Origin of the sequence: Tamilnaduibacter salinus, assembly GCF_003096655.1 — a bacterium.
Lineage (GTDB): Bacteria > Pseudomonadota > Gammaproteobacteria > Pseudomonadales > Oleiphilaceae > Tamilnaduibacter > Tamilnaduibacter salinus.
On sequence record NZ_QEKQ01000005.1, the window covers coordinates 181,431 to 200,040 of the forward strand.

The 18,610-nt window shown below is 60.8% G+C and carries 16 protein-coding genes; 8 read left to right on the forward strand and 8 right to left on the reverse strand.

The genetic code is table 11. The features are described 5' to 3' along the window. Positions 1-298: 298 nt before the first annotated feature. The 7 genes from C8D92_RS09080 (at position 299) to C8D92_RS09110 (ending at position 7,694) form a co-directional block, all read left to right on the forward strand. Positions 299-982 (forward strand): SIR2 family NAD-dependent protein deacylase, encoded by a 684-nt coding sequence (locus C8D92_RS09080; protein WP_116919150.1) that lies wholly within the window; start codon positions 299-301, stop codon positions 980-982. Between the two features lie 63 nt (positions 983-1,045). Then, positions 1,046-1,663, forward strand: a complete 618-nt coding sequence (locus C8D92_RS09085) for a glutathione S-transferase family protein (RefSeq protein ID WP_116919151.1) — start codon at positions 1,046-1,048, stop codon at positions 1,661-1,663. An 11-nt stretch (positions 1,664-1,674) separates the two neighbouring features. Continuing rightward, positions 1,675-2,340, forward strand: coding sequence for a glutathione S-transferase family protein (locus C8D92_RS09090; protein ID WP_095611543.1), 666 nt, complete (start codon positions 1,675-1,677; stop codon positions 2,338-2,340). A 90-nt stretch (positions 2,341-2,430) separates the two neighbouring features. After that, a complete protein-coding gene (locus C8D92_RS09095) occupies positions 2,431-2,601 on the forward strand; it encodes a DUF6435 family protein (protein ID WP_116919152.1) in 171 nt (56 codons plus the stop codon). A 50-nt stretch (positions 2,602-2,651) separates the two neighbouring features. Then, a complete protein-coding gene (locus C8D92_RS09100; protein WP_095611542.1) occupies positions 2,652-3,542 on the forward strand; it encodes a LysR family transcriptional regulator in 891 nt (296 codons plus the stop codon). A 115-nt stretch (positions 3,543-3,657) separates the two neighbouring features. Then, complete coding sequence (locus tag C8D92_RS09105; protein ID WP_116919153.1) at positions 3,658-5,247, forward strand: proton-conducting transporter transmembrane domain-containing protein; 1,590 nt, start codon at positions 3,658-3,660, stop codon at positions 5,245-5,247. Beyond that, positions 5,244-7,694 carry a YbcC family protein gene (locus tag C8D92_RS09110; protein WP_116919154.1) on the forward strand — a complete coding sequence of 817 codons (2,451 nt, stop codon included), beginning with the start codon at positions 5,244-5,246 and terminating at the stop codon, positions 7,692-7,694. Before C8D92_RS09105 ends, C8D92_RS09110 begins: the two co-directional genes overlap by 4 nt. Positions 7,695-7,744: 50 nt before the next feature. On the opposite strand, the gene cysD is transcribed toward C8D92_RS09110, so the two are convergent. The 8 genes from cysD to C8D92_RS09155 all read right to left on the reverse strand — a co-directional run bounded on the left by cysD (position 7,745) and on the right by C8D92_RS09155 (position 16,370). Continuing rightward, positions 7,745-8,674 carry a sulfate adenylyltransferase subunit CysD gene (gene cysD, locus C8D92_RS09115; RefSeq protein ID WP_095611539.1) on the reverse strand — a complete coding sequence of 310 codons (930 nt, stop codon included), beginning with the start codon at positions 8,672-8,674 and terminating at the stop codon, positions 7,745-7,747. 254 nt (positions 8,675-8,928) lie between these two features. Next, a complete protein-coding gene (locus tag C8D92_RS09120) occupies positions 8,929-10,326 on the reverse strand; it encodes an NAD(P)(+) transhydrogenase (Re/Si-specific) subunit beta (protein ID WP_116919155.1) in 1,398 nt (465 codons plus the stop codon). A gap of 3 nt (positions 10,327-10,329) precedes the next feature. Then, positions 10,330-10,620 (reverse strand): NAD(P) transhydrogenase subunit alpha part 2, encoded by a 291-nt coding sequence (locus C8D92_RS09125; RefSeq protein WP_095609857.1) that lies wholly within the window; start codon positions 10,618-10,620, stop codon positions 10,330-10,332. Continuing rightward, positions 10,620-11,783, reverse strand: a complete 1,164-nt coding sequence (locus C8D92_RS09130) for a Re/Si-specific NAD(P)(+) transhydrogenase subunit alpha (protein WP_116919156.1) — start codon at positions 11,781-11,783, stop codon at positions 10,620-10,622. Before C8D92_RS09130 ends, C8D92_RS09125 begins: the two co-directional genes overlap by 1 nt. Continuing rightward, the gene (mqo, locus tag C8D92_RS09135) at positions 11,701-13,293 is read right to left on the reverse strand and encodes a malate dehydrogenase (quinone) (protein WP_116919157.1); all 1,593 of its coding nucleotides are present in this window, start codon (positions 13,291-13,293) and stop codon (positions 11,701-11,703) included. The genes C8D92_RS09130 and mqo overlap by 83 nt, the downstream gene beginning before the upstream one ends. 519 nt (positions 13,294-13,812) lie before the next feature. Then, a complete protein-coding gene (locus C8D92_RS09145; RefSeq protein WP_116919158.1) occupies positions 13,813-14,166 on the reverse strand; it encodes a hypothetical protein in 354 nt (117 codons plus the stop codon). Between the two features lie 57 nt (positions 14,167-14,223). Continuing rightward, on the reverse strand, positions 14,224-15,948 hold the full coding sequence (locus tag C8D92_RS09150) for a BamA/TamA family outer membrane protein (protein ID WP_116919159.1): 1,725 nt from the start codon (positions 15,946-15,948) through the stop codon (positions 14,224-14,226). Positions 15,949-16,007: 59 nt separating this feature from the next. Then, complete coding sequence (locus C8D92_RS09155) at positions 16,008-16,370, reverse strand: YbaN family protein (protein ID WP_095609853.1); 363 nt, start codon at positions 16,368-16,370, stop codon at positions 16,008-16,010. A 680-nt stretch (positions 16,371-17,050) separates the two neighbouring features. Between C8D92_RS09155 and C8D92_RS09160 the strand changes: the two genes are divergently transcribed. Then, complete coding sequence (locus C8D92_RS09160) at positions 17,051-18,574, forward strand: methyl-accepting chemotaxis protein (protein ID WP_228151088.1); 1,524 nt, start codon at positions 17,051-17,053, stop codon at positions 18,572-18,574. The last annotated feature ends 36 nt before the right edge of the window (positions 18,575-18,610 follow it).

The following is an 18,610-nucleotide window of genomic DNA, read 5'->3' on the forward strand; positions in this document are numbered from 1 at the left end:
TCTCAGTACTCTCAGGGGCTCAGGCGATCAGCGAATGAGCCAGACAGGGCACTAACCTTCCCTGGCCAGGCTGCATTTTTGACCCCAATCAGCACCCCGACACCCCGTTAGAGTCCACTCGTGCCTGAGATACCAACCAAGTTCGACGCGGCTGCTGGGAGGTTTGTTGAGCTCAAAAATGCAGCATGGCCTGGACGGCCATGCTCAAGCCGCACATGGACGTGCTTGCAGGCGGTTTTTGAGCTCAACAAACCTCCCAGCAGCCGCTCCCCCAATGTTGGAGAGCATAGGAGGCAGGATGAAACACCACATCGTCGTCATCACCGGCGCCGGCATCAGCGCCGAAAGCGGCCTGTCCACGTTCCGCGATAACGGTGGCCTCTGGGAGCAGGTCCGCCTCGAAGACGTGGCCACACCGGACGCCTTCGAACGCGATCCCGAGCGCGTGCTGTCGTTCTACAACCACCGTCGCCAGCAGCTCCGGGATGCCGAACCCAACGACGCCCATCGCGGCCTGGCGGAGCTGGAAGAGCGCTACCGCGTCTCGGTGGTCACCCAGAACGTGGACGACCTGCACGAGCGCGCCGGTTCGTCCAACGTGCTTCATCTGCACGGAAAACTGACCCAGGCGCGGGGCGCCGCTCACCCCGAGCCGGTCTACGAGATCGGCTATCGTGACATCTCCCCCGGCGACACCTGCGAGCGGGGCACCCCCCTGCGGCCCAACGTCGTCTGGTTCGGGGAAGAGGTTCCCATGATGGGGCCCGCCGCCGAAACCGTCGCCACCGCCGATCATCTGCTGGTCATCGGCACCTCCCTGCAGGTGTACCCTGCGGCCGGGCTGGTCAGCCTCGCCGAACCGGGGATTCCCGTCACCGTGATCGACCCGGCCGCCGTGGAAGCGGTACCCGGCGCCCACGCCATCCGAAAGACGGCCACCGAAGGGCTGCGTGAGTGGATCGACCGACTTGGCGATACTTGACCATTCGTTCAAGACCCGGGCATGCTCGGATACGTATCAACCTAACGGCAGCGAGAGAACAACATGAAGATTCTGGAAACCAAGACCGCGCCCAACCCACGCCGCGTGCGCATGTTCCTGGCCGAGAAAGGCCTGGTGGATCAGGTGACCTTCGAGCAGATCGACCTGCTCAAGGGCGAGAACCTGACACCGGAATACGCCGCCAAGAACCCCATGAAAAAAGTCCCGGTGATGGAGCTGGACGACGGCACCTGCATTGCCGAAACCATGGCGATCTGCCGGTACTTCGAGGAGCTGTATCCGGAGAGCACCCCGATGCTCGGCCGCGATCCACTCGAAAAAGCACAGATCGAGCAGTGGCTGCGCTGGATTGAGTTCTATTTCTTCATGCCGACGGGCATGTGTTTCCAGCACACCAGCGGTTACTTCAAGGACCGCATGAACTGCTATCCGGACTGGGGCGAGGAGTGTCGCACGAACGTTGAGAAGTTTCTGCACTTCCTCAACAAGCACCTGGAAGGCCGGGAATACATCTGCGGCGATTCGCTGACCGCCGCCGACATCAACGCCTTCACCACCGTGGACTTCAACAAGGTCAACGACATCCGGATCAAGCCCGAGCAGACCCATCTGCAGGCCTGGTACGACCGTATCAAACAGCGCGAATCCGCATCCGTCTGAGCGAGGTCTCCATGATAGACGTCTACACATCGCCCACTCCGAACGGCCACAAGGTCACCGTGGCGCTCGATGAAATGGGTGAGGACTACAACCTGATTCCGGTGGATCTGTCGAAGAATGAACAGAAAACGCCGGAGTTCCTCAGGATGAACCCCAATGGCCGGATCCCCGTGATCGTGGATCGGGACAACGACGATTTCGTGGTCTTTGAGTCCGGCGCGATTCTGATCTATCTGGGGGAGAAATTCGGCAAGCTCTACCCGAGCGACCCGAAAACCCGGTCGGTGGTGCAGCAGTGGCTGATGTTCCAGATGGGTGGCCTGGGGCCGATGATGGGGCAGGCCAACGTCTTCTATCGGTATTTCCCCGAGAAGATCCAGCCGGCCATCGACCGCTACCAGCATGAGACGCGCCGTCTGTTCGAGGTCCTGGATCACCGGCTGTCGGAAGCGCGCTATCTGGCGGGCGACGAATTCACCATCGCCGACATCGCCAACTGGACCTGGGCCCGTACTCACAAGTGGTCCGGCGCCTCCGTGGAGGGTCTGGAGCATCTGAACCGCTGGCTCGACGAGTTGGCCGAACGTCCGGGATGCCAGAGCGGCATCAGCAAGCCGGAACGGATTCAGGACCCGGACAAGATGGTCAGCCATGCCCAGAAGATGGTGACACGGTAATCCCTGGTGTATTGCCAGCAGGGCACACAACCGGTGAACCACAGGCCGAATACCGCGTATCTCCTCCGACACACCTTAACGGAGAGTTTCATGTTCGGCCTTTTCAAATCCAATCCCGTCAAAGCCCTCAAAAAAGAATACGAACGCAAGCTCGAAGCCGCGATGAAAGCACAGCGCAACGGCGATATGAGAACGCATTCCGACCTGATGACCGAGGCCGATGAACTGTATAAACGCCTCCTCCAGCAACAGCAGGAGTAATTCTCCGGTCGTCATGCGCGCCACCCCCTCATAGACGGTAAACTGGCGCCATGGCGACACTGAATTACAAACATCTTCGGTATTTTCATGCGACGGCGCACGAGGGAAACCTGACGAGGGCGGCCGAAAAGCTTCATGTGTCCCAGTCAGCGCTCTCCTCGCAGATCCGTCAGCTCGAACATCAGTTGGGGCAGGCACTGTTCGAGCGCCGGGGTCGGCGACTTGTGCTGACTGAGGCGGGGCGCATCGCTCTCGATCATGCGGATCGTATTTTTTCAACGGGGGAGGAGCTGCTGGCCGTTCTGACCCACCGCATGGCGGCGCGCCAGCACGTTCTTCGGGTCGGTGCGCAGGCTCACCTGTCCCGAAACTTCCAGATTGAATTCCTGAAACCGCTGCTGGCGCGGAACGACGTTGAAATCGTCGCGCGTTCAGGCAACGTCAGGGATTTGCTTGCCAGCCTGGAATCCCACAACCTTGATGTCGTTCTTACCAACGTGGCGCCAGCCTCCGATGCGGCGACGCCGTGGGTGATCCACAAGATCGCTGAGCAACGGATCAGCCTGGTCGGTCCGGTCGAGTTGGACCAGCGCTATGAGGGGGTTGAAGACCTGTTGCAGTCGGAACCACTGATACTCCCGACGCTGGGGTCGAGTATCCGGTCCCGTTTTGACGCCATGGCGCACCGGCTTGGTGTGACGCCCATGATTGCCGCTGAGGTTGAGGACATGGCGATGTTGCGCCTGATGGCCCGCGAGGCCCGACAGGTCTGTGTTCTGCCGCCCATTGTCGTGCGTGACGAGCTTCGCAGCGGTAGTCTCACAGAAATCGCACAACTGCCCGACCTTCGGGAAACGTTCTACACCATTACCCTTGATCGACAGTTTCCCAATCCGCTTCTGAGAGACCTCTGGGCGGAGGGTGGTGGCGATTTTCGCTGATCGAGCCTGCCTCTGTTCTGTTTTTGTGAATGATTTGTCGAAAAATATCTATTTTCTTGTTTTCACGGGTTGCTTGATACTGCTCCAACGATGATTTCCGAGTCGGAGGGGCAATATGCTGGAACGGTTCGAGGGGATCCAATGGCTGTCGTTGTTGTGGCTCATGGTGCCTTTGGGGCTATTCCTACTCTCCGGACTGACCTCGCGTCATCGACTCCGAATCGTCAGCAGCTGTGCGCAGGCGCTTTTTCTGACTGGGGCGACTCTGAACGTACTCGCCATCATTCTGATCGCCGCTGGCCAGGGACCAATGACGGTCGGCCCCTGGCTGAGGCTGGATGGCCTGACCGCCTGGATGGGGTTACTGGTTGTATTTCTCGGATGGGTGAACCTCCGGTATAGCCGTCGCTACCTGGCTGGCGACCAAGCCGGGATCCCTTTCCAACGCTGGTTTCTTGCGACCATCGGCTCGGTACTGATTCTGGTCTCTACCGGGCACCTGCTGCTGCTTGCCGGCTCCTGGCTGCTGATCAGCCTGACACTGCATCCATTGCTTTGCCTGTACCCGCGCCGGGGGGCAAGGGAAGCGGCCTGGCAGAAGTTTCTTGTCAGTCGGCTCGGTGACCTGGCTCTTTTTGTCGGAGTCATCTGGTTGCATCAACGGTTTGGTAGTTGGGAGCTCGCTGTGATCACGGAGGCCGTGAGCGCTGGCCATGCTCCCTCGGTGACGGCGCCGGCTGCCGCCTTTGCGCTGGCGGCTGTTCTCAAGTGCGCGCAGATCCCGTTCCATGGCTGGTTGGTGCGCGTTATGGAGGCGCCCACGCCCGTCTCAGCACTGTTGCATGCGGGCATTATCAACCTTGGCGGTTTCCTCTGGTTGAGAATGGTGCCCGTGTTCGAGTCCAGCATGGTGGGGCATGCGGTTCTTCTTGGGTTTGGGGCAGTGACGGCGGCGATGGCTGGGCTGATTATCATCACCCAGTCCAGCATCAAGCACTCGTTGGCGTGGTCGACCAACGCGCAGATGGGGTTCATGTTGCTGGAGTTGGGGCTCGGAGCCTACACGCTCGCGCTGCTGCACCTGATCGCGCACTCGCTTTACAAGGCCCACGCCTTTCTGAGCACGGGGCGGATTGTTGTGTCGTCCCGTGTCGGAGACCTGAAGCAGCCCGTTGCCAGTCCGGGACTGCTGCCTGCCGGGGTCGTTGCCATTATCGTGCCCGTCGCCGCAATGACTGCGGGCCACTTCGGATGGTTCAGCCCGGTTCCTGGGCTGGTTTTTATGATGGCGATGGCCTACGTGTTGATCTTTTCGGTTCCGGCATTGCCCAGACGCTCTCGCACGACGGTCGCCGCACTCGTGGTCTTGCTGCCAATGGCTCACGGTCTTGGGCAGGCCGTTCTGTCTCCCTCGGTGCCGGTGGCCGAAACTCCCTTTGGACCGTGGCATGGCGCTGTCACCGGTGTCATGGTGTTGGGGGCGGCGGTTTACTGGTTTGTCTTGACCAGCATTATTCGACGGTCGGACCTGGCCATCTGGCAGCCTCTACTGGCCCACAGTCGCAACGCGTTCTATCTGAGTGTCCCTCTTGACCGACTCATTCAGATGGTGCGCCAGTGGCTCCTCAGCGGACCCCATCGCGAACCACGCAATGACGGCAGGTTTTCAGGCGTCGAGCGCAAGCCCCGGGGAGCCGAGACATGAATACGAGCGCCACCATCACATCATCGGTTGAGCAGGGAATGCGGGCGGGCCGGAATATGGTGGCCGCGGTCGGGCATATTGCGCCGTCATGGCCGTTGGACCGCTGGGTTGCTGTGAATCCCTGGTGGCCCTTGCGAGCGTCCCGTTTCCAAAATGTGGCACTTGATCTGCAAGAGCGTTGCGGGATTCGTCCGTTGATGGACACCGAATACTATCGGCGCCGATTTGAGGACGGTGCCATTTCGGAGCAATCGCTACGCCGGGCGCTGGCGGACGAGAGGGGGACCGGCGACGGCGAGCACGCCCTGAACGATCTGAAACGAGACGAGGCTGTGAATGAGCCGATCGTCCCCCTGTGGTCCCGATTGCTGGATCAGGCCTTGGCACCGGACCCGATGGCACAGGTTGTTTGCGGGATCCGGGACCAGATCAGTCGGTTCTGTGGCGGATACTTTGACTCGCATCAGGCGCTGATACAGAGCAAACGGCCTGCCTGCATGCTGCGGGCCTGGCTTGATCAGATGCGCCACGGCCGTGATCTCGAGCAGGTTTTACGCAGTCGCCGTGCCCGCCCCTTTCTGGAGGCCTTTCCCGATCAGCCGGATGAGTTGATCGCGCTGGGGTGCCAGTGGCTGGAGGTCCGGGTTGATCGGGCTCAAGCGATCGGTCATGCACTGCTGCTGGATATCAACGGATGGGCCTCATACTGTGCCTGGCTGGCCTGGGAGGCGCATCTTGTGGGTGAGCGTGATGACAATCTGAAAGCGCTACTGGCAATTCGTTTCGCCTGGGAAGTTCTTGTCTGGGCCAGTCGCACCCGCACAGACTGGCATGAACCCGCCGAGAAGGCATGGAAGAGACTTGAATCGACACGCCAAGTCCGGGAAAAGCAGGCGCACCGCATCTGGCGGTGGCAGCGGGCATTGGAGTGGTCCTACCAGAGCGATATGATCGCCCGGCTGAACGAACCCACCGAACTGCCAGCCCCCGATATTCCAGAGCTTCAGGCCGTTTTCTGCATTGATGTGCGCTCCGAAGTGATCCGGCGGAACCTGGAAGCCCAGTCGGACGGTATCCAGACGTTGGGCTTTGCGGGGTTCTTTGGTTTGCCCATGGATTATCAGTCCCTGGATGCGTCAGCGCCGTCGCCCCAGCTACCCGGTCTGCTCTCCCCGGTATATCGGGTTCAGCAAACCTCGGGCAGTCAACGCCGTGATTGGTCGTTGCGGGCGCTCAGGCAGGGCAAACTGGAGCGCTCAAGAAGCTTTTCACACTTGAAAAGGAACACGCTGACGATGTTCCCGTTCGTGGAAGGGTTTGGGGCACTCTCGGCCTGGGGCCTGTTGCGGGATACGCTGGGAATTGGCAACCGAAGAGGTGATGAGTGCGCCACACAGCCCGGTGAATTGCGACACGCATACGGTGGCGATCCCCTTCAACCGGGTGAAAAGGTCGCGCTGGCGGCCTCTATTCTACGGGGGCTCTCACTCTGCGAACCCTGGGCGCCGTTGATATTGCTTGTCGGCCACGCCAGTCGGGTCGACAACAACCCGCATCAGGCCAGTCTCGCCTGTGGGGCCTGCGGTGGACAGAATGGGGGTGTGAATGCCGAAGTCGCCGCGTCGCTTCTGAATGACCGTGAGGTTCGTGCCGGTCTGCAGGAGCAAGGGCTCTCTCTGCCAGGGCATGTGTGGTTTGTATCGGCTGAACACAATACGGTGACTGATGAGATTTCGCTGCTCGACGAGCAGAATGTGCCCGAGTCCCACTGGCCGCGCCTGGAATCGTTAAGGGACTGGCTGGAAAAGGCGGCAGCCGGCTGTCGACGGGAACGCTCAGCAGCGCTGGGTGTCGGGAAGCTCAGTGATGTGGCGCTGAAAAAAGCGCTCGCTCGTCGTACGGCCGACTGGTCCGAAGTGCGTCCCGAGTGGGGGCTGGCAAACAATGCGGCTCTGGTGATTGCTCCACGTCACCGAACCCGGCACCTCGATCTGGAGGGGCGGGTGTTTCTCCATGAATACCGGCCGGATCTGGACTCGGATGGCTCGGTGCTTGAGGCGCTGATGACGGCCCCGATGATTGTCGCCAACTGGATTAATCTGCAGTACTACGCGTCAGTCACTGCGCCCGAGGTCTATGGTGCCGGGAACAAGCTCCTGCATTCCGTTGTCGGCGGAAATATTGGTGTGCTTGAAGGCAATGCGGGCGACCTGCGGATTGGTTTGCCCTGGCAGTCGGTTCATGACGGCACGAAATGGGTTCACGAGCCGTTGCGGCTTTCGGTTTTCATCGATGCACCCACGGATCGGATTGATGGTGTGCTCGATCGCCATCCCGACGTCCGGGACCTTGTGAATGGCGAGTGGTTATTCCTGTTCAGCATTGAAGATGGTGGGAGGATTCGACATTACCATCAGGGCGGATGGCGAGACGTGGTGGTTGAGTGACGCACACTCCGGAGACGCGGTCGCGCCTCCGGAGCGTGCCAGGGACGGAATTAAAAATAGCCCTCGCGTTTTTTCTTCTCCATGGACCCGGTCTGGTCCTTGTCCAGAAGGCGCCCTTCGCGTTCGCTCGTCCGGCTGGCCAGCATCTCCTGGACCACCGAGCTGACCGTATCCGCGTCACTCTCCACGGCCCCGGTCTGCGGGTAGCACCCCAGAGTTCTGAAGCGGATATTTCGTTCCCGCAGGCTGTCGCGCTCCCATGATGAGAGGTAGGGCAGCATGCGATCGTCGTCCAGTGCCAGAATCTGCCCACTGTCCTCATCAATCCAGCTTAACCGCGATCGCGCCAGATAGAGCGGTACCACCTCAATTTGCTCTCGCAGTATATAGAGCCAGATATCGAATTCTGTCCAGTTCGACAAAGGGAAGACCCGAACGGACTCGCCCGGACCAAGCGATGTATTGAACAGATTCCACGGCTCTGGACGCTGGCGCTTCGGATCCCATTGGTGGTTCTGATTGCGAACCGAGAAGATCCGCTCTTTGGATCGTGATGCTTCTTCATCGCGGCGTGCGCCTCCGAGTGCGGCATCGAACTGGTAATGATCAAGCGCCTGTTTCAGGGCCTGGGTTTTCATCTGATCGTTATACCGCACTGAGCCCGACTCAATCGGGTGAACGCCCTCGCGCAGGGCCTGTTCGTTGATCCAGACCGCGAGTTTGAGTCCCAGACGATCGACAAGCCGGTCCCGGAACCGGCCCATCTCCGCAAACTCCCAGGTGGTATCAATGTGGAGTAATGTGAAGGGGACGGTCCCCGGCCAGAACGCCTTCCTCGCCAGATGCAACATAACGGTGGAATCCTTGCCAATTGAGTAGAACAGGCAGGGATTGTCGTAGCAGGCGGCCACCTCCCGCATAATGAAAATGGCCTCTGCCTCAAGCTGGTCGAGATGACTGAGATGGCCTGGGACGTCCATGGAATGCCTCCTGTGGTCAAGTGTCTCGTCTGGTTCCTTCTCTGACTGACTGCGTGCCTCTGGCGGTTTTGGGCAGGGCGTCAGTCAGTCAGCGAATGAACCCAGTAGTCTGCGCGGTAGAGGGTCGCACCGCTGCGACCGCCCCACTGCGGTCCCTTTTGAGCGCTCATTGTCGTTACATACAACCACTATGCGCCTCAAATGGCCTCGCAGTGGGACGATCTCGCCTGGCACGATTTCTACCGCGCAGACTCCTAGAGCTCCTTGATGGCCCGAGTGGTGTCCTGAACCACTGCTTTGGCGTCACCTTTCACCATCAAGCTGTTGTCACGCGTAAACAGGCCGTTCGGGATGCCCGCGAAGCCGGCTGACAGGCTCCGTTTGACCACCACTACCGTCTTGGCGCGGTGGACCTCCAGAATCGGCATGCCATAGATCGGTGAGCTGGGCTCCTCCGAGGCGGCCGGATTCACCACGTCATTGGCCCCCAGAACGATCGCGACATCCGCCTGCGGCATTTCCGGGTTGATGGTGTCCATGTCCTTGAGCTGATCGTAGGGGATTTCCGCTTCCGCCAGCAGCACGTTCATATGGCCGGGCATGCGGCCTGCCACCGGGTGGATGGCATAATTGACGGCCGCCCCGCGGCCTTCCAGCTCGCTGGCCAGCTCTTTGACGCTGTGTTGGGCCTGTGCGACGGCCAGACCGTAGCCCGGCACCAGCAGCACGTTCCGCGCGCCGTCCAGCATCATGGCCAGGTCATCGGCCGTGGCGTATTTGACCTTACCGGCGTAGAACTCGTCCTCGTTCTGGGCCGGGCCGTCATCCGCCTGCCCCCCGAAGGCGCCACCGAACAGCACGTTGGGCAGGGACCGGTTCATGGCCTTGCACATGACCGCCGTCAGAATCAGGCCAGAGGCGCCGACCAGCGAACCGGTAATGATCAGCCCCTGGTTTTCCAGAACGAAACCGGTGGCCGCCCCGGCCAGCCCGGAGTACGCGTTCAGCAGCGCGACCACAACCGGCATGTCCGCACCACCGATGGGCTGCACCAGGCCAACCCCCAATAGCAGCGCCAGTGCGACCAGCGCGCCAAGAATCAACGGACTCACCGCTCCCTGCGCGATGAACAGGACGCCGGCAACGACGACGGCTGCCAGGCTGGTGGCGGTGGCGAATTGCCACAGACGCTTCCGGCTGGAGTCGCCCAGGCGGCCCTTGAGCTTCAGGACGGCGACAATGGAGCCGGTCAACGTGACCGCACCGATCAGAATCGAGGCGAGGATCGCAATGGACCAGCCCGCCGTCGGTGTCTCGCCTGCAGCGATGGCGTTCAACCACGTGCTGGCGGCCACGGACAGGGACGCACCGCCGCCGATGCCGTTCAGACTGGCGACCAGCTCCGGCATGGCGGTTGTTTCGGTTGAGCGTGCGAGCCAGATGCCGATGGCGGCCCCCAGCAGCATGCCGGCAATGATGCCCGCGTAGCTGATGACCGCATGGTGGAGCAGCGCTGCCACGACGGCGATCAGCATCCCGGTCGCCGCAATCAGATTGCCGCGAACGGCGGTGGACGGGCGGGTCATGCCTTTAATGCCAAGGATGAAGCAGACCGCGGCCGTCAGGTAGGAAATGTTGATCAGTGCAAACATGGTTCATGAATCCTTGCGCTTGAACATGTTGAGCATACGGTCCGTCACGAGAAAGCCGGCGACAATGTTGATGGTGGCCAGCGTGACCGCAATGAATCCGAGGATGCTGGCGAGCGTTGGGTCCATGCCACCGCTGCCCGCGCTGATGATCGCGCCGACGACAACGATGCCGGAAATGGCATTGGTACCGCTCATCAGCGGCGTGTGCAGTGTCGGTGGGACCTTGTTGATCAGTTCCACACCCACGAACAGTGCCAGCACGAAAATCGTGAAGCTAAGAACGAACATTTCCATCAGGCAGTGGCCTCCTCGGGCTGTTGAGTGGTCGTCGGTGCAATGGCCTCGCGCAACCCCGCATGGGTGATCGCTCCCTGATCGGTGATGCGCGTGGCGCAGACGATGTCGTCCTCATCGCTGGGTGCGAGTTGCCCGTCCTCGGTCATGTTCTTGATGAAGGCCACCATGTTGCGGGTCAGCAGCTGAGAGGCGTGAACCGGCACGCGAGACGGATGGTCAACGTGACCCACGAGAGTGACGCCATCCACCTCCGTTTTCCCGTTGAGCACCGTGCCCTCCACATTGCCGCCACGCTCCGCCGCGAGGTCGACAATGACCGAGCCCCGCTTCATCCGGTGGATCATCTCCCGGGTCACCAGAGTCGGCGCCTGGCGGCCCGGAATGGCGGCGGTCGTGATCACCAGATCGGCGCGGGCGACGCAGTCGGACAACTGCTGGCGCTGGGCGTCGTAGAACGCATCGCTCTGCTCGCCGGCGTAGCCGCCGTCGCCGTTATCCGCGTCAGGCACGTCAATCTCGACGAAATCCGCGCCCAGGCTCTCCACCTGCTCGCGCACTTCCGGGCGCAGGTCATAGGCCTCGACAACGGCGCCAAGCCGCCGGGCCGTGGCGATGGCCATCAGCCCGGCAACGCCGGCGCCGATCACGAACACGCGGGCCGGGTGGATGGTGCCGGCGGCCGTCATCAGCATCGGGAAGTAACGGGGCAGCGACATGGCGCCGCTCAGCACCGCGCGATAGCCGGTAATGCCGCCCATTGCGCTGAGCACGTCCATGCTCTGCGCCCGCGTCGTACGGGGAACAAAATCCAGAGCGAAGGTCCGGACGCCGCGCTCCGCCAACTGCCGTACACGATCCTGGTGGAACCATGGGTCCATGATCGTGATCAGGGTCGTATCCGGCCGCATCTGCGCCGCTTCGTCCTCGCTGGGCGTGCGGACCTTGAGGACCACGCTGGCCTGGCGGTAAAGCGACGCGGCGTCATCGGCAATGATGGCGCCGTTGTTGCGGTACTCATCGTCGGCAAAATGGGCGGCAGTGCCGGCACCACTCTCGATGATGACTTCAAAACCCGCCTCAAGCAGTTCCGGTATGCCGGAGGGAATGATCGCCACGCGATTCTCCCCGGGCGTCGTTTCTCGGGGGATGCCAATCAGCATGGTTGAGACTCCTCTTGTGGATCGATTGAAGATCGGCCAGGCCCAGTGTGCCCAGCGTAAACTGACGAACCTCGCGCAAAAGACCGGCGTCCCCGATCAGCGACTGCCCATAGGAAGGGATCAGTGATTGCAGTCGCTCTCTGGCCTCGCCCTGAGTGAGTTCCGGCAAGCACCGCTCGATGACATCGAGCATGGCCGACACACTGGTGGAGGCGCCGGGGGAAGCGCCCAGCAAAGCGGCCAGGGAACGGTCGCGGGTGTTGAGTACTTCTGTCCCGAATTCGAGCTTGCCCCGGCCATTGGCATCGGGCTTGATGATCTGAACCCGCTGACCGGCGTAGCGCAGTTGCCACTGATCCGGGTCGTACTCGGGCAGGAAGCGTTCAAGCTGAGCGAGTCGATCCTCACGGGAGCTGAGCGCTTCCTTGATCAGGTAACGGGTCAGCGGCCACTGAGTGCCTGCGACTTCCATCATCGGTTTCAGGTTGTGGGAGCGGACGGACTGCATCAGATCCAGCCGGCTGCCCTGTTTCAGAAAGCGGGTGGTGAAGCCGGCGAATGGGCCGAACAGCAGGGCGGGGCGTCCGTCGATCACCCGCGTATCAAGGTGTGGAACCGACATTGGCGGCGCACCGACCGGGGCCTTGCCGTAGACCTTGGCGCCGTGCTCCCGGGCGATGGCCTCATTCTCACAGGCCAGCCAGATGCCAGAAACCGGGAATCCGCCGTAGCCTTTCGCTTCCGCAACGCCTGCCTTCTGCAACAGGGGCAGGGCGGCGCCGCCGGCACCGACGAAGACAAAGCCGGCATCGACAACGGTCGTCTGGCTGGTGGCTTCGCACCGAAGAGTGACCTGCCAGCGCTTGCCGCGCTTGTGGAGATCGATCACGCGGGTGCCGAGGCGTACGTCCACGCCCGAGTGTGTTTCCAGGTGCTGCCCGAGCGTCCGGGTCAGAGCGCCGAAGTCGACGTCGCTGCCGTGTCCCACCCGTGTGGCGGCGACCGGCTCACCATCGGAACGGTTTTGGCCCATCATCAGGGGGAGCCATTCGGCCAGTCGCCCGGGATCGTCGCTGAAGCGCATGGCATCAAACAGGGGGTGGGCTGACAGCGTCTCATGCCGCGCTTTGAGGTAATCCACTGCGTCCTGGCCGCGAACCCAGCTGAGATGTGGCACCCGGTTGATAAAGGTTGCCGGGTCCGGCAACACTCCCTGGCGAACCAGTGAGCTCCAGTACTGAAGGGAAATTTCGAATCGTGCATTGATATCGAGTGCCCGCTCGATGGCGATGCGACCGTCCCGTTGCTTTGGCGTGTAGTTCAGCTCACAGTATCCGGCGTGACCGGTGCCCGCGTTATTCCAGGCATCCGAGCTTTCACCGGCCAGACTCTGCGACTGCTCGACCAGCATGATGTGCCGTGTAGAGTCCAGTTGCGACACCAGACTGGCCAGAGTCGTGCTCATTACACCGCCGCCAATCAGCAGGATGTCGGTGGTCTGGCTTGTCATACTGCTCCCTCCGGATTGGCCTGTGACGCAAAGGTTCAGGGATTATACGACTTTCGTCTAAAGAAAAAAGCGAATATATCGAGTTTGATGCTCGAAAAAACCGTATCGGGTTGTCGGTTTTGGCGGATTTCATGGGACAGGAGCCGCTTCGGCACCGGATGGCCCTCTGACACAGGGCGGCTGTCACGTTACTGTCCGCCGCGAAAGATGAGTCGCACAACAATGCGGTGGTATTGCGGGACGTTCTGTTGGGGGGGAGCTGGACGAGGAGCGACGGCCCGACAAACCGTCCTCTCCCGCATGCGGGTGACACGAGACGGGCGACGGGCACCGCTAAGGAACCTCTGAAAAAGTTTCTGATGCGGCGAAGTTCGAGGCGCACGGAGCGCAGAAAGCGAGGCATACCTGACTGGTAGGTGAGCTTTTGACCGGGGGCGCGCACGCCCACCGCGTAACGAAGAAATTCGCCGTAGCAGGGACTTTATCAGAGGTTCCCTAACCGTTTGGCCGGGTTATCGGTCAGTGCGTCTGGTGGGTTGCCGAGTCATCGGAAAAATACTCCTCCATCCAGCGCACCAGCAGGGCACTGTCGACGCTGGCCATGGGGATGCGCTGGAACGCGTTTCCGGCCTCTTCCTCAAGCGTTGTGAACTGATAGAGCAGGGTGTCGGCCTCGTCGTCGTGCAGGATCAGTACGATTCGACGCCGGGTGCGCAGGCAGTCGATGGTCATGGCATCAGCCGGAATGCCCGCATCCCGCATCCCCCGGCGCACGGCCACCACCGGGTTGATGTGCTGGTGTTTGTTCTGGATCTGGGTATGAGCCTCGCTGGCCATGTCGGACAGGACTTTCATCGCGGAGTCATCGGTCATGGGTCGCTCCATTGGCAGTCGTGCCGGGAGGGTAGCAGACCTCGCCGGTCGATTGGATCAGAACCGGGTCCGGCCCCGCAGCAACACCTGTACCTGATCGATGCTGTTGTCACCATCCAGCGGAAAGGCGACATCCAGATGCAGCATCCGCTGGACCTCGATCCGGCTTGACGCCAGTCTCAGCCCGACGCCGACGTCCTTCAGTATCCCGTCATCCGGACCATTGTTGCGGCCGTCGTCGAACCAGGCCCGCCCCACATCGGTGAACACCACGCCGCCCAGCCGGAACAGTTTGAACGGGTGCCAGTCCGGGAAATAGCGTCGTTCGATCGTCCAGAGCGCGCGCCGGTTGCCCTGCTGGTAGTCGCTGGGGTAGCCGCGCAGGCCGTTGTCGCCGCCAATGAGCAATTGCCGGTCCACGGTCAGGTTGTGAGCGGCAGTGAACGACAGGTGGGTGTACCAGCTGTTCCAGCGCACGGAACCGCCATGGAAGTACTCGAGGCTCAGTGTGCCGATCAGGTTCTCAAACCGGTCCGTGTCCAGCCGATAGCTTCCGCTCTGGCTGAGGCCGTATCGCGCATAATTGGTCTGCGTGGCGACGAGGGCATCCTGGGCGTCGATATTGATCATGAGCCGGTCCTCCGTGGCACCGAATCCTGTTGCGGAGTAGCCCAGTTCGGTACGCCAGACATAGCCATCCCGTACGTCCTCGACCCGTTGCAGCCGCGTCAGGTTGACCATCTCCCGGAAGCGGTTCTGCCGGTAGTCAAAGCCGATCCACGGATAGCTCAGTGTCCGGTCGGTTGGCAGAACATCCAGAGCGGCCTGGCCGGGCACTGGGTCAAAGGCCAGCGCCTCATAACGGAAGCCGCCCAGCAGACGAAGCTGGCGACTGTGGCGTTCGGCCAGTCGCCGGCCCGCATCGATGCTCGCGTAGTCGCGCTCGCGTCGGTAGTCGGCGATCGCCTCGGCGCCGACGAATCGCGACTCCTCTCGCACGTCGTCGTCGCCCCTGAGCCCAAAACGCCAGTCGGTGCGCTCACTGTAGAACGGCCGCACCAGGTAGGCGCTGCGACCATGGCCGTCGCTGCGCTGGTCATAGGAACCACCGGCCTGCCAGTGGGAACCGAGGAGGTTGGGGTCATCAAACGCGACGGTGGTTTCGGTCCGGTCCGGGTCTTTCGTGTAGGACAGGCCCAGACTCTTGCCGGAACCGAGGAAATTCGGGTCCGACAGACCGACAGCGGTGGTGTTCTCGCCACCCGAGCGCGAAGCGCCCACCGTGGGGAGCAGCGTCCAGGTGTCGCGGGCAAGAACACTCACTTCCAGCTCGTTCCCGCAGACTCTGGTGACACCGACCCAGGCCGCGGTGAGGTACGCCCGCCCCCTGAGTATCCGCTCGGATTCTTCAATCATACCCGGGCGGAAGGCATCGCCTTCATCAAATACCAGTTGCGCGCGAAGCGCCGACTCCCACGTGGGTGTGTTGAGGGTGTTCAGTGCTCGATAAAGCCAGTTGTCCTGATCGGGGTCGCTCGTGTCGAAGATCGGTCGGCGAACAATGCGGATGTCGCCAATGCGCGCATCCCCGGGGATCGCCAGATCGCTCTGGCGGGCGAGCTGATCCCGGGGCTGGTCGAGGTCAATGGTGTGGGGCTGGACGTTGCTTGAAACGCAGTCGCGGTTATCCGGCTCGACTGACCAGGCTGGACTGATGGTGGCATTGGCAAAACATAGCAGGCTCAGCCCGATTGTCTTTCCGTTGAATTGCTGATTTGCCATGTGAAACCGTCGTTTTCAGGGGCCCTTTCTCTGCGCATGAATTGGCCGGGAGAGGCCAATCAACCGCTGGGGCGGGAAAACAGGAAGACCAGCAGTGCGGTAAAAAACGTGCCTAGCCCGGCCAGCAGCCACACCGGTGCGCCTGATGCCAGCAGCGTACTCCAACTGATCAGCAACGTGGCCAACGCGAGCCATTTCACATGCCGGGGCACGGCACGGTGGGCGTGCCAGTTTTCGATCATCGGACCAAAGGTGGGGTGCTCGTGGAGCCATCGCTGGAACGCCGGTGAGCCACGTCCCGCAGACCATCCCGCCAGCAGCACAAACGGGACGGTCGGCACCAGTGGTAGCACCATTCCGGCGAAGGCGAAACCAAGGCTGATGTAGGCGAGGAGCCGATAGCCGAGTGCGCTAAGAGCCACGTGGACGCTCCCTGTATGAGTGGTGAGTTGGTTTCAAGATAGGGTGGTGAGGCTGTCGGGGCAAGGACAAGAACAGTCGGTAGGTGATTTCAATGGTGCTTCTGGGGAGGGTTGACGCCTCGACGATCTTTCCATGGAGGCTTTCCCGGGACAGAGCTGCGAACTGGTTGTGGTAGAGGCCCGGTTGCCTGGCTTTCATTTCCGGAGTGAGTGCGCGTGAAATCAGTCGTGACAGCTGAAAACCAGGGCGCGGAGCGGTACAATTCGCCGCCTTAATGCGTCTGTCCATCCCGGTCATCTGCCTCCGTGTCTTCTGTCGATACTGGAAGCACATGACTTCGCGGTTGCATACGGCCGGTAAGTCGCCTGAGCAGTTTAGAAGTAAATCAAGTTGAAAAGTGAATCAAGTAGAGAAGTCCGATAAGCGGATGTTAGCCACCGTGCTCATAGTTTGGGCTTGCAGAAGCACGCTATTGAGTGAGGCCGAGATGTTTCGTTGAAGGCTTGATGCTGATAGAGGGCATCGCGCGGTCCCAAGGGGCTGGCACCTCCGGACAAAGCCGGAATCTTTTTGTAAGAGTGAACTGACCATGCTAGCGAGACTCACAATATCGCGGAAATTGGCCGTATTGGTAATAACGGCGGTAGTCGCCTTCGCGCTGACACAGGTTTTTGCGTTGGTGACTCAACATCGCAATTCCGAGCGACTGGCCAGCGTCGAAAATCAGCTCTACCCCACACTGGAGCTGACGACGGTGAACCTGGGGCAGCTGGAGTTGATGGAAGCGCAGATTAAAAGTGCCGTGACGACGGGCGATGACGCCCAACTGAAGGAGACCCGCGCCTACTACGATCGTATTCGCCAGAATCTGGAGCAGCTAAAGGAACTGTCACCGGGGATGTCTGATCGTCTGGACCGGCTCGATAACGATCTTGAGTCCTACTACTCCAACGCCGTTCGGATTGCCAGTGCATTCATCGCCGGTGACCAGGATTTTCGCGAACTTGCGGATGAGGCGAAGGAAAATGCGAAGCGGCTGGAAACGCTGACGGCGAAAATGGAGGCTCTGCGTGATGATACTCGCGAGAACTTCACCTCAACGATCAGTGAGACGGTTTCTCTGAGTCAGAAGAGCAGTGTGACCAATCTTGTCATTGGCGTCGTTGCTGTGGCGGTTCTGATTGGCCTGAGTCTGCTGATCGGGCGCTCAATCACCGCCAGCCTCAGTCGAGTGGTTGATTCACTCCGCGATATGGCCCAGGGGGATGGTGACCTGAGTTCGCGGATTGATTACCAGGGAAGGGATGAGTTGGGTGATCTTGTCACGCACTTCAACGGTTTTGTCTCAAAGCTTCATGAGTCTTTCGCATCAATCAGTAACGAGGTGGAGACGCTCAGGGGAGTGGCATCGCAGCTCTCAACGTCAAGCCAGACGAACCTGGACCGGATACAGGCGCAATCCAGCGAGATTGCCTCGGCACGCCATTCTGTTGATGAGCTGGTGAACAGCGTGGAGGAGGTGGCTGGCTTTGCCTCAAATGCGTCGGAGCAGACGCGTAATGCCTCGGAATATGCCGGGCGAGGCAAGGATCACGTGGCCAACAATGTCAAAACCATCGAGACTCTTGCCAGCGATGTCGAGGAGACCTCTCGATTGGTGAACCAATTCGAAACGCACTCTGAGCGTGTGGGGGGGTTGCTGGACACCATTAAAACGGTGACCGAGCAAACCAACCTTCTGGCACTGAATGCCGCCATTGAGGCAGCGCGTGCCGGCGAGCATGGTCGAGGGTTTGCGGTTGTCGCGGATGAGGTCCGGAACCTGGCGGTAAGGACGCAGAGTTCCGCGTCGGAAATAGAAACGGTCATAGGCGAGTTGGCGACTCTTTCCAGCTCTTCCGTTTCGGCCATGAAGAGCAGTGTTGAGAAGGCGCAGGACGGCCTGACGTCCACGCAGGAGTCTGGTGAAGTGCTCGACCATATCCTGACGAACGTTGAGAGCATTAGCAGCATTAATGAGCAGATTGCGGCGGCGACCCATGAGCAGACGGCAACGTTCAACGAGGTCGTTGGCCGCTTTTCCGAGATTCACGCAGACGCGGAATCGGTTATGGAGAGCTCCCGTGAACTGGACCAGATTAGCCAGCAGAGCCATGAGATCAGTGAGCGACTGCATCGCGTCTCGTCCCAGTTCCGCGTGTAATGGATGACAACTTAATTGAAACCACCTTTGGGAGAT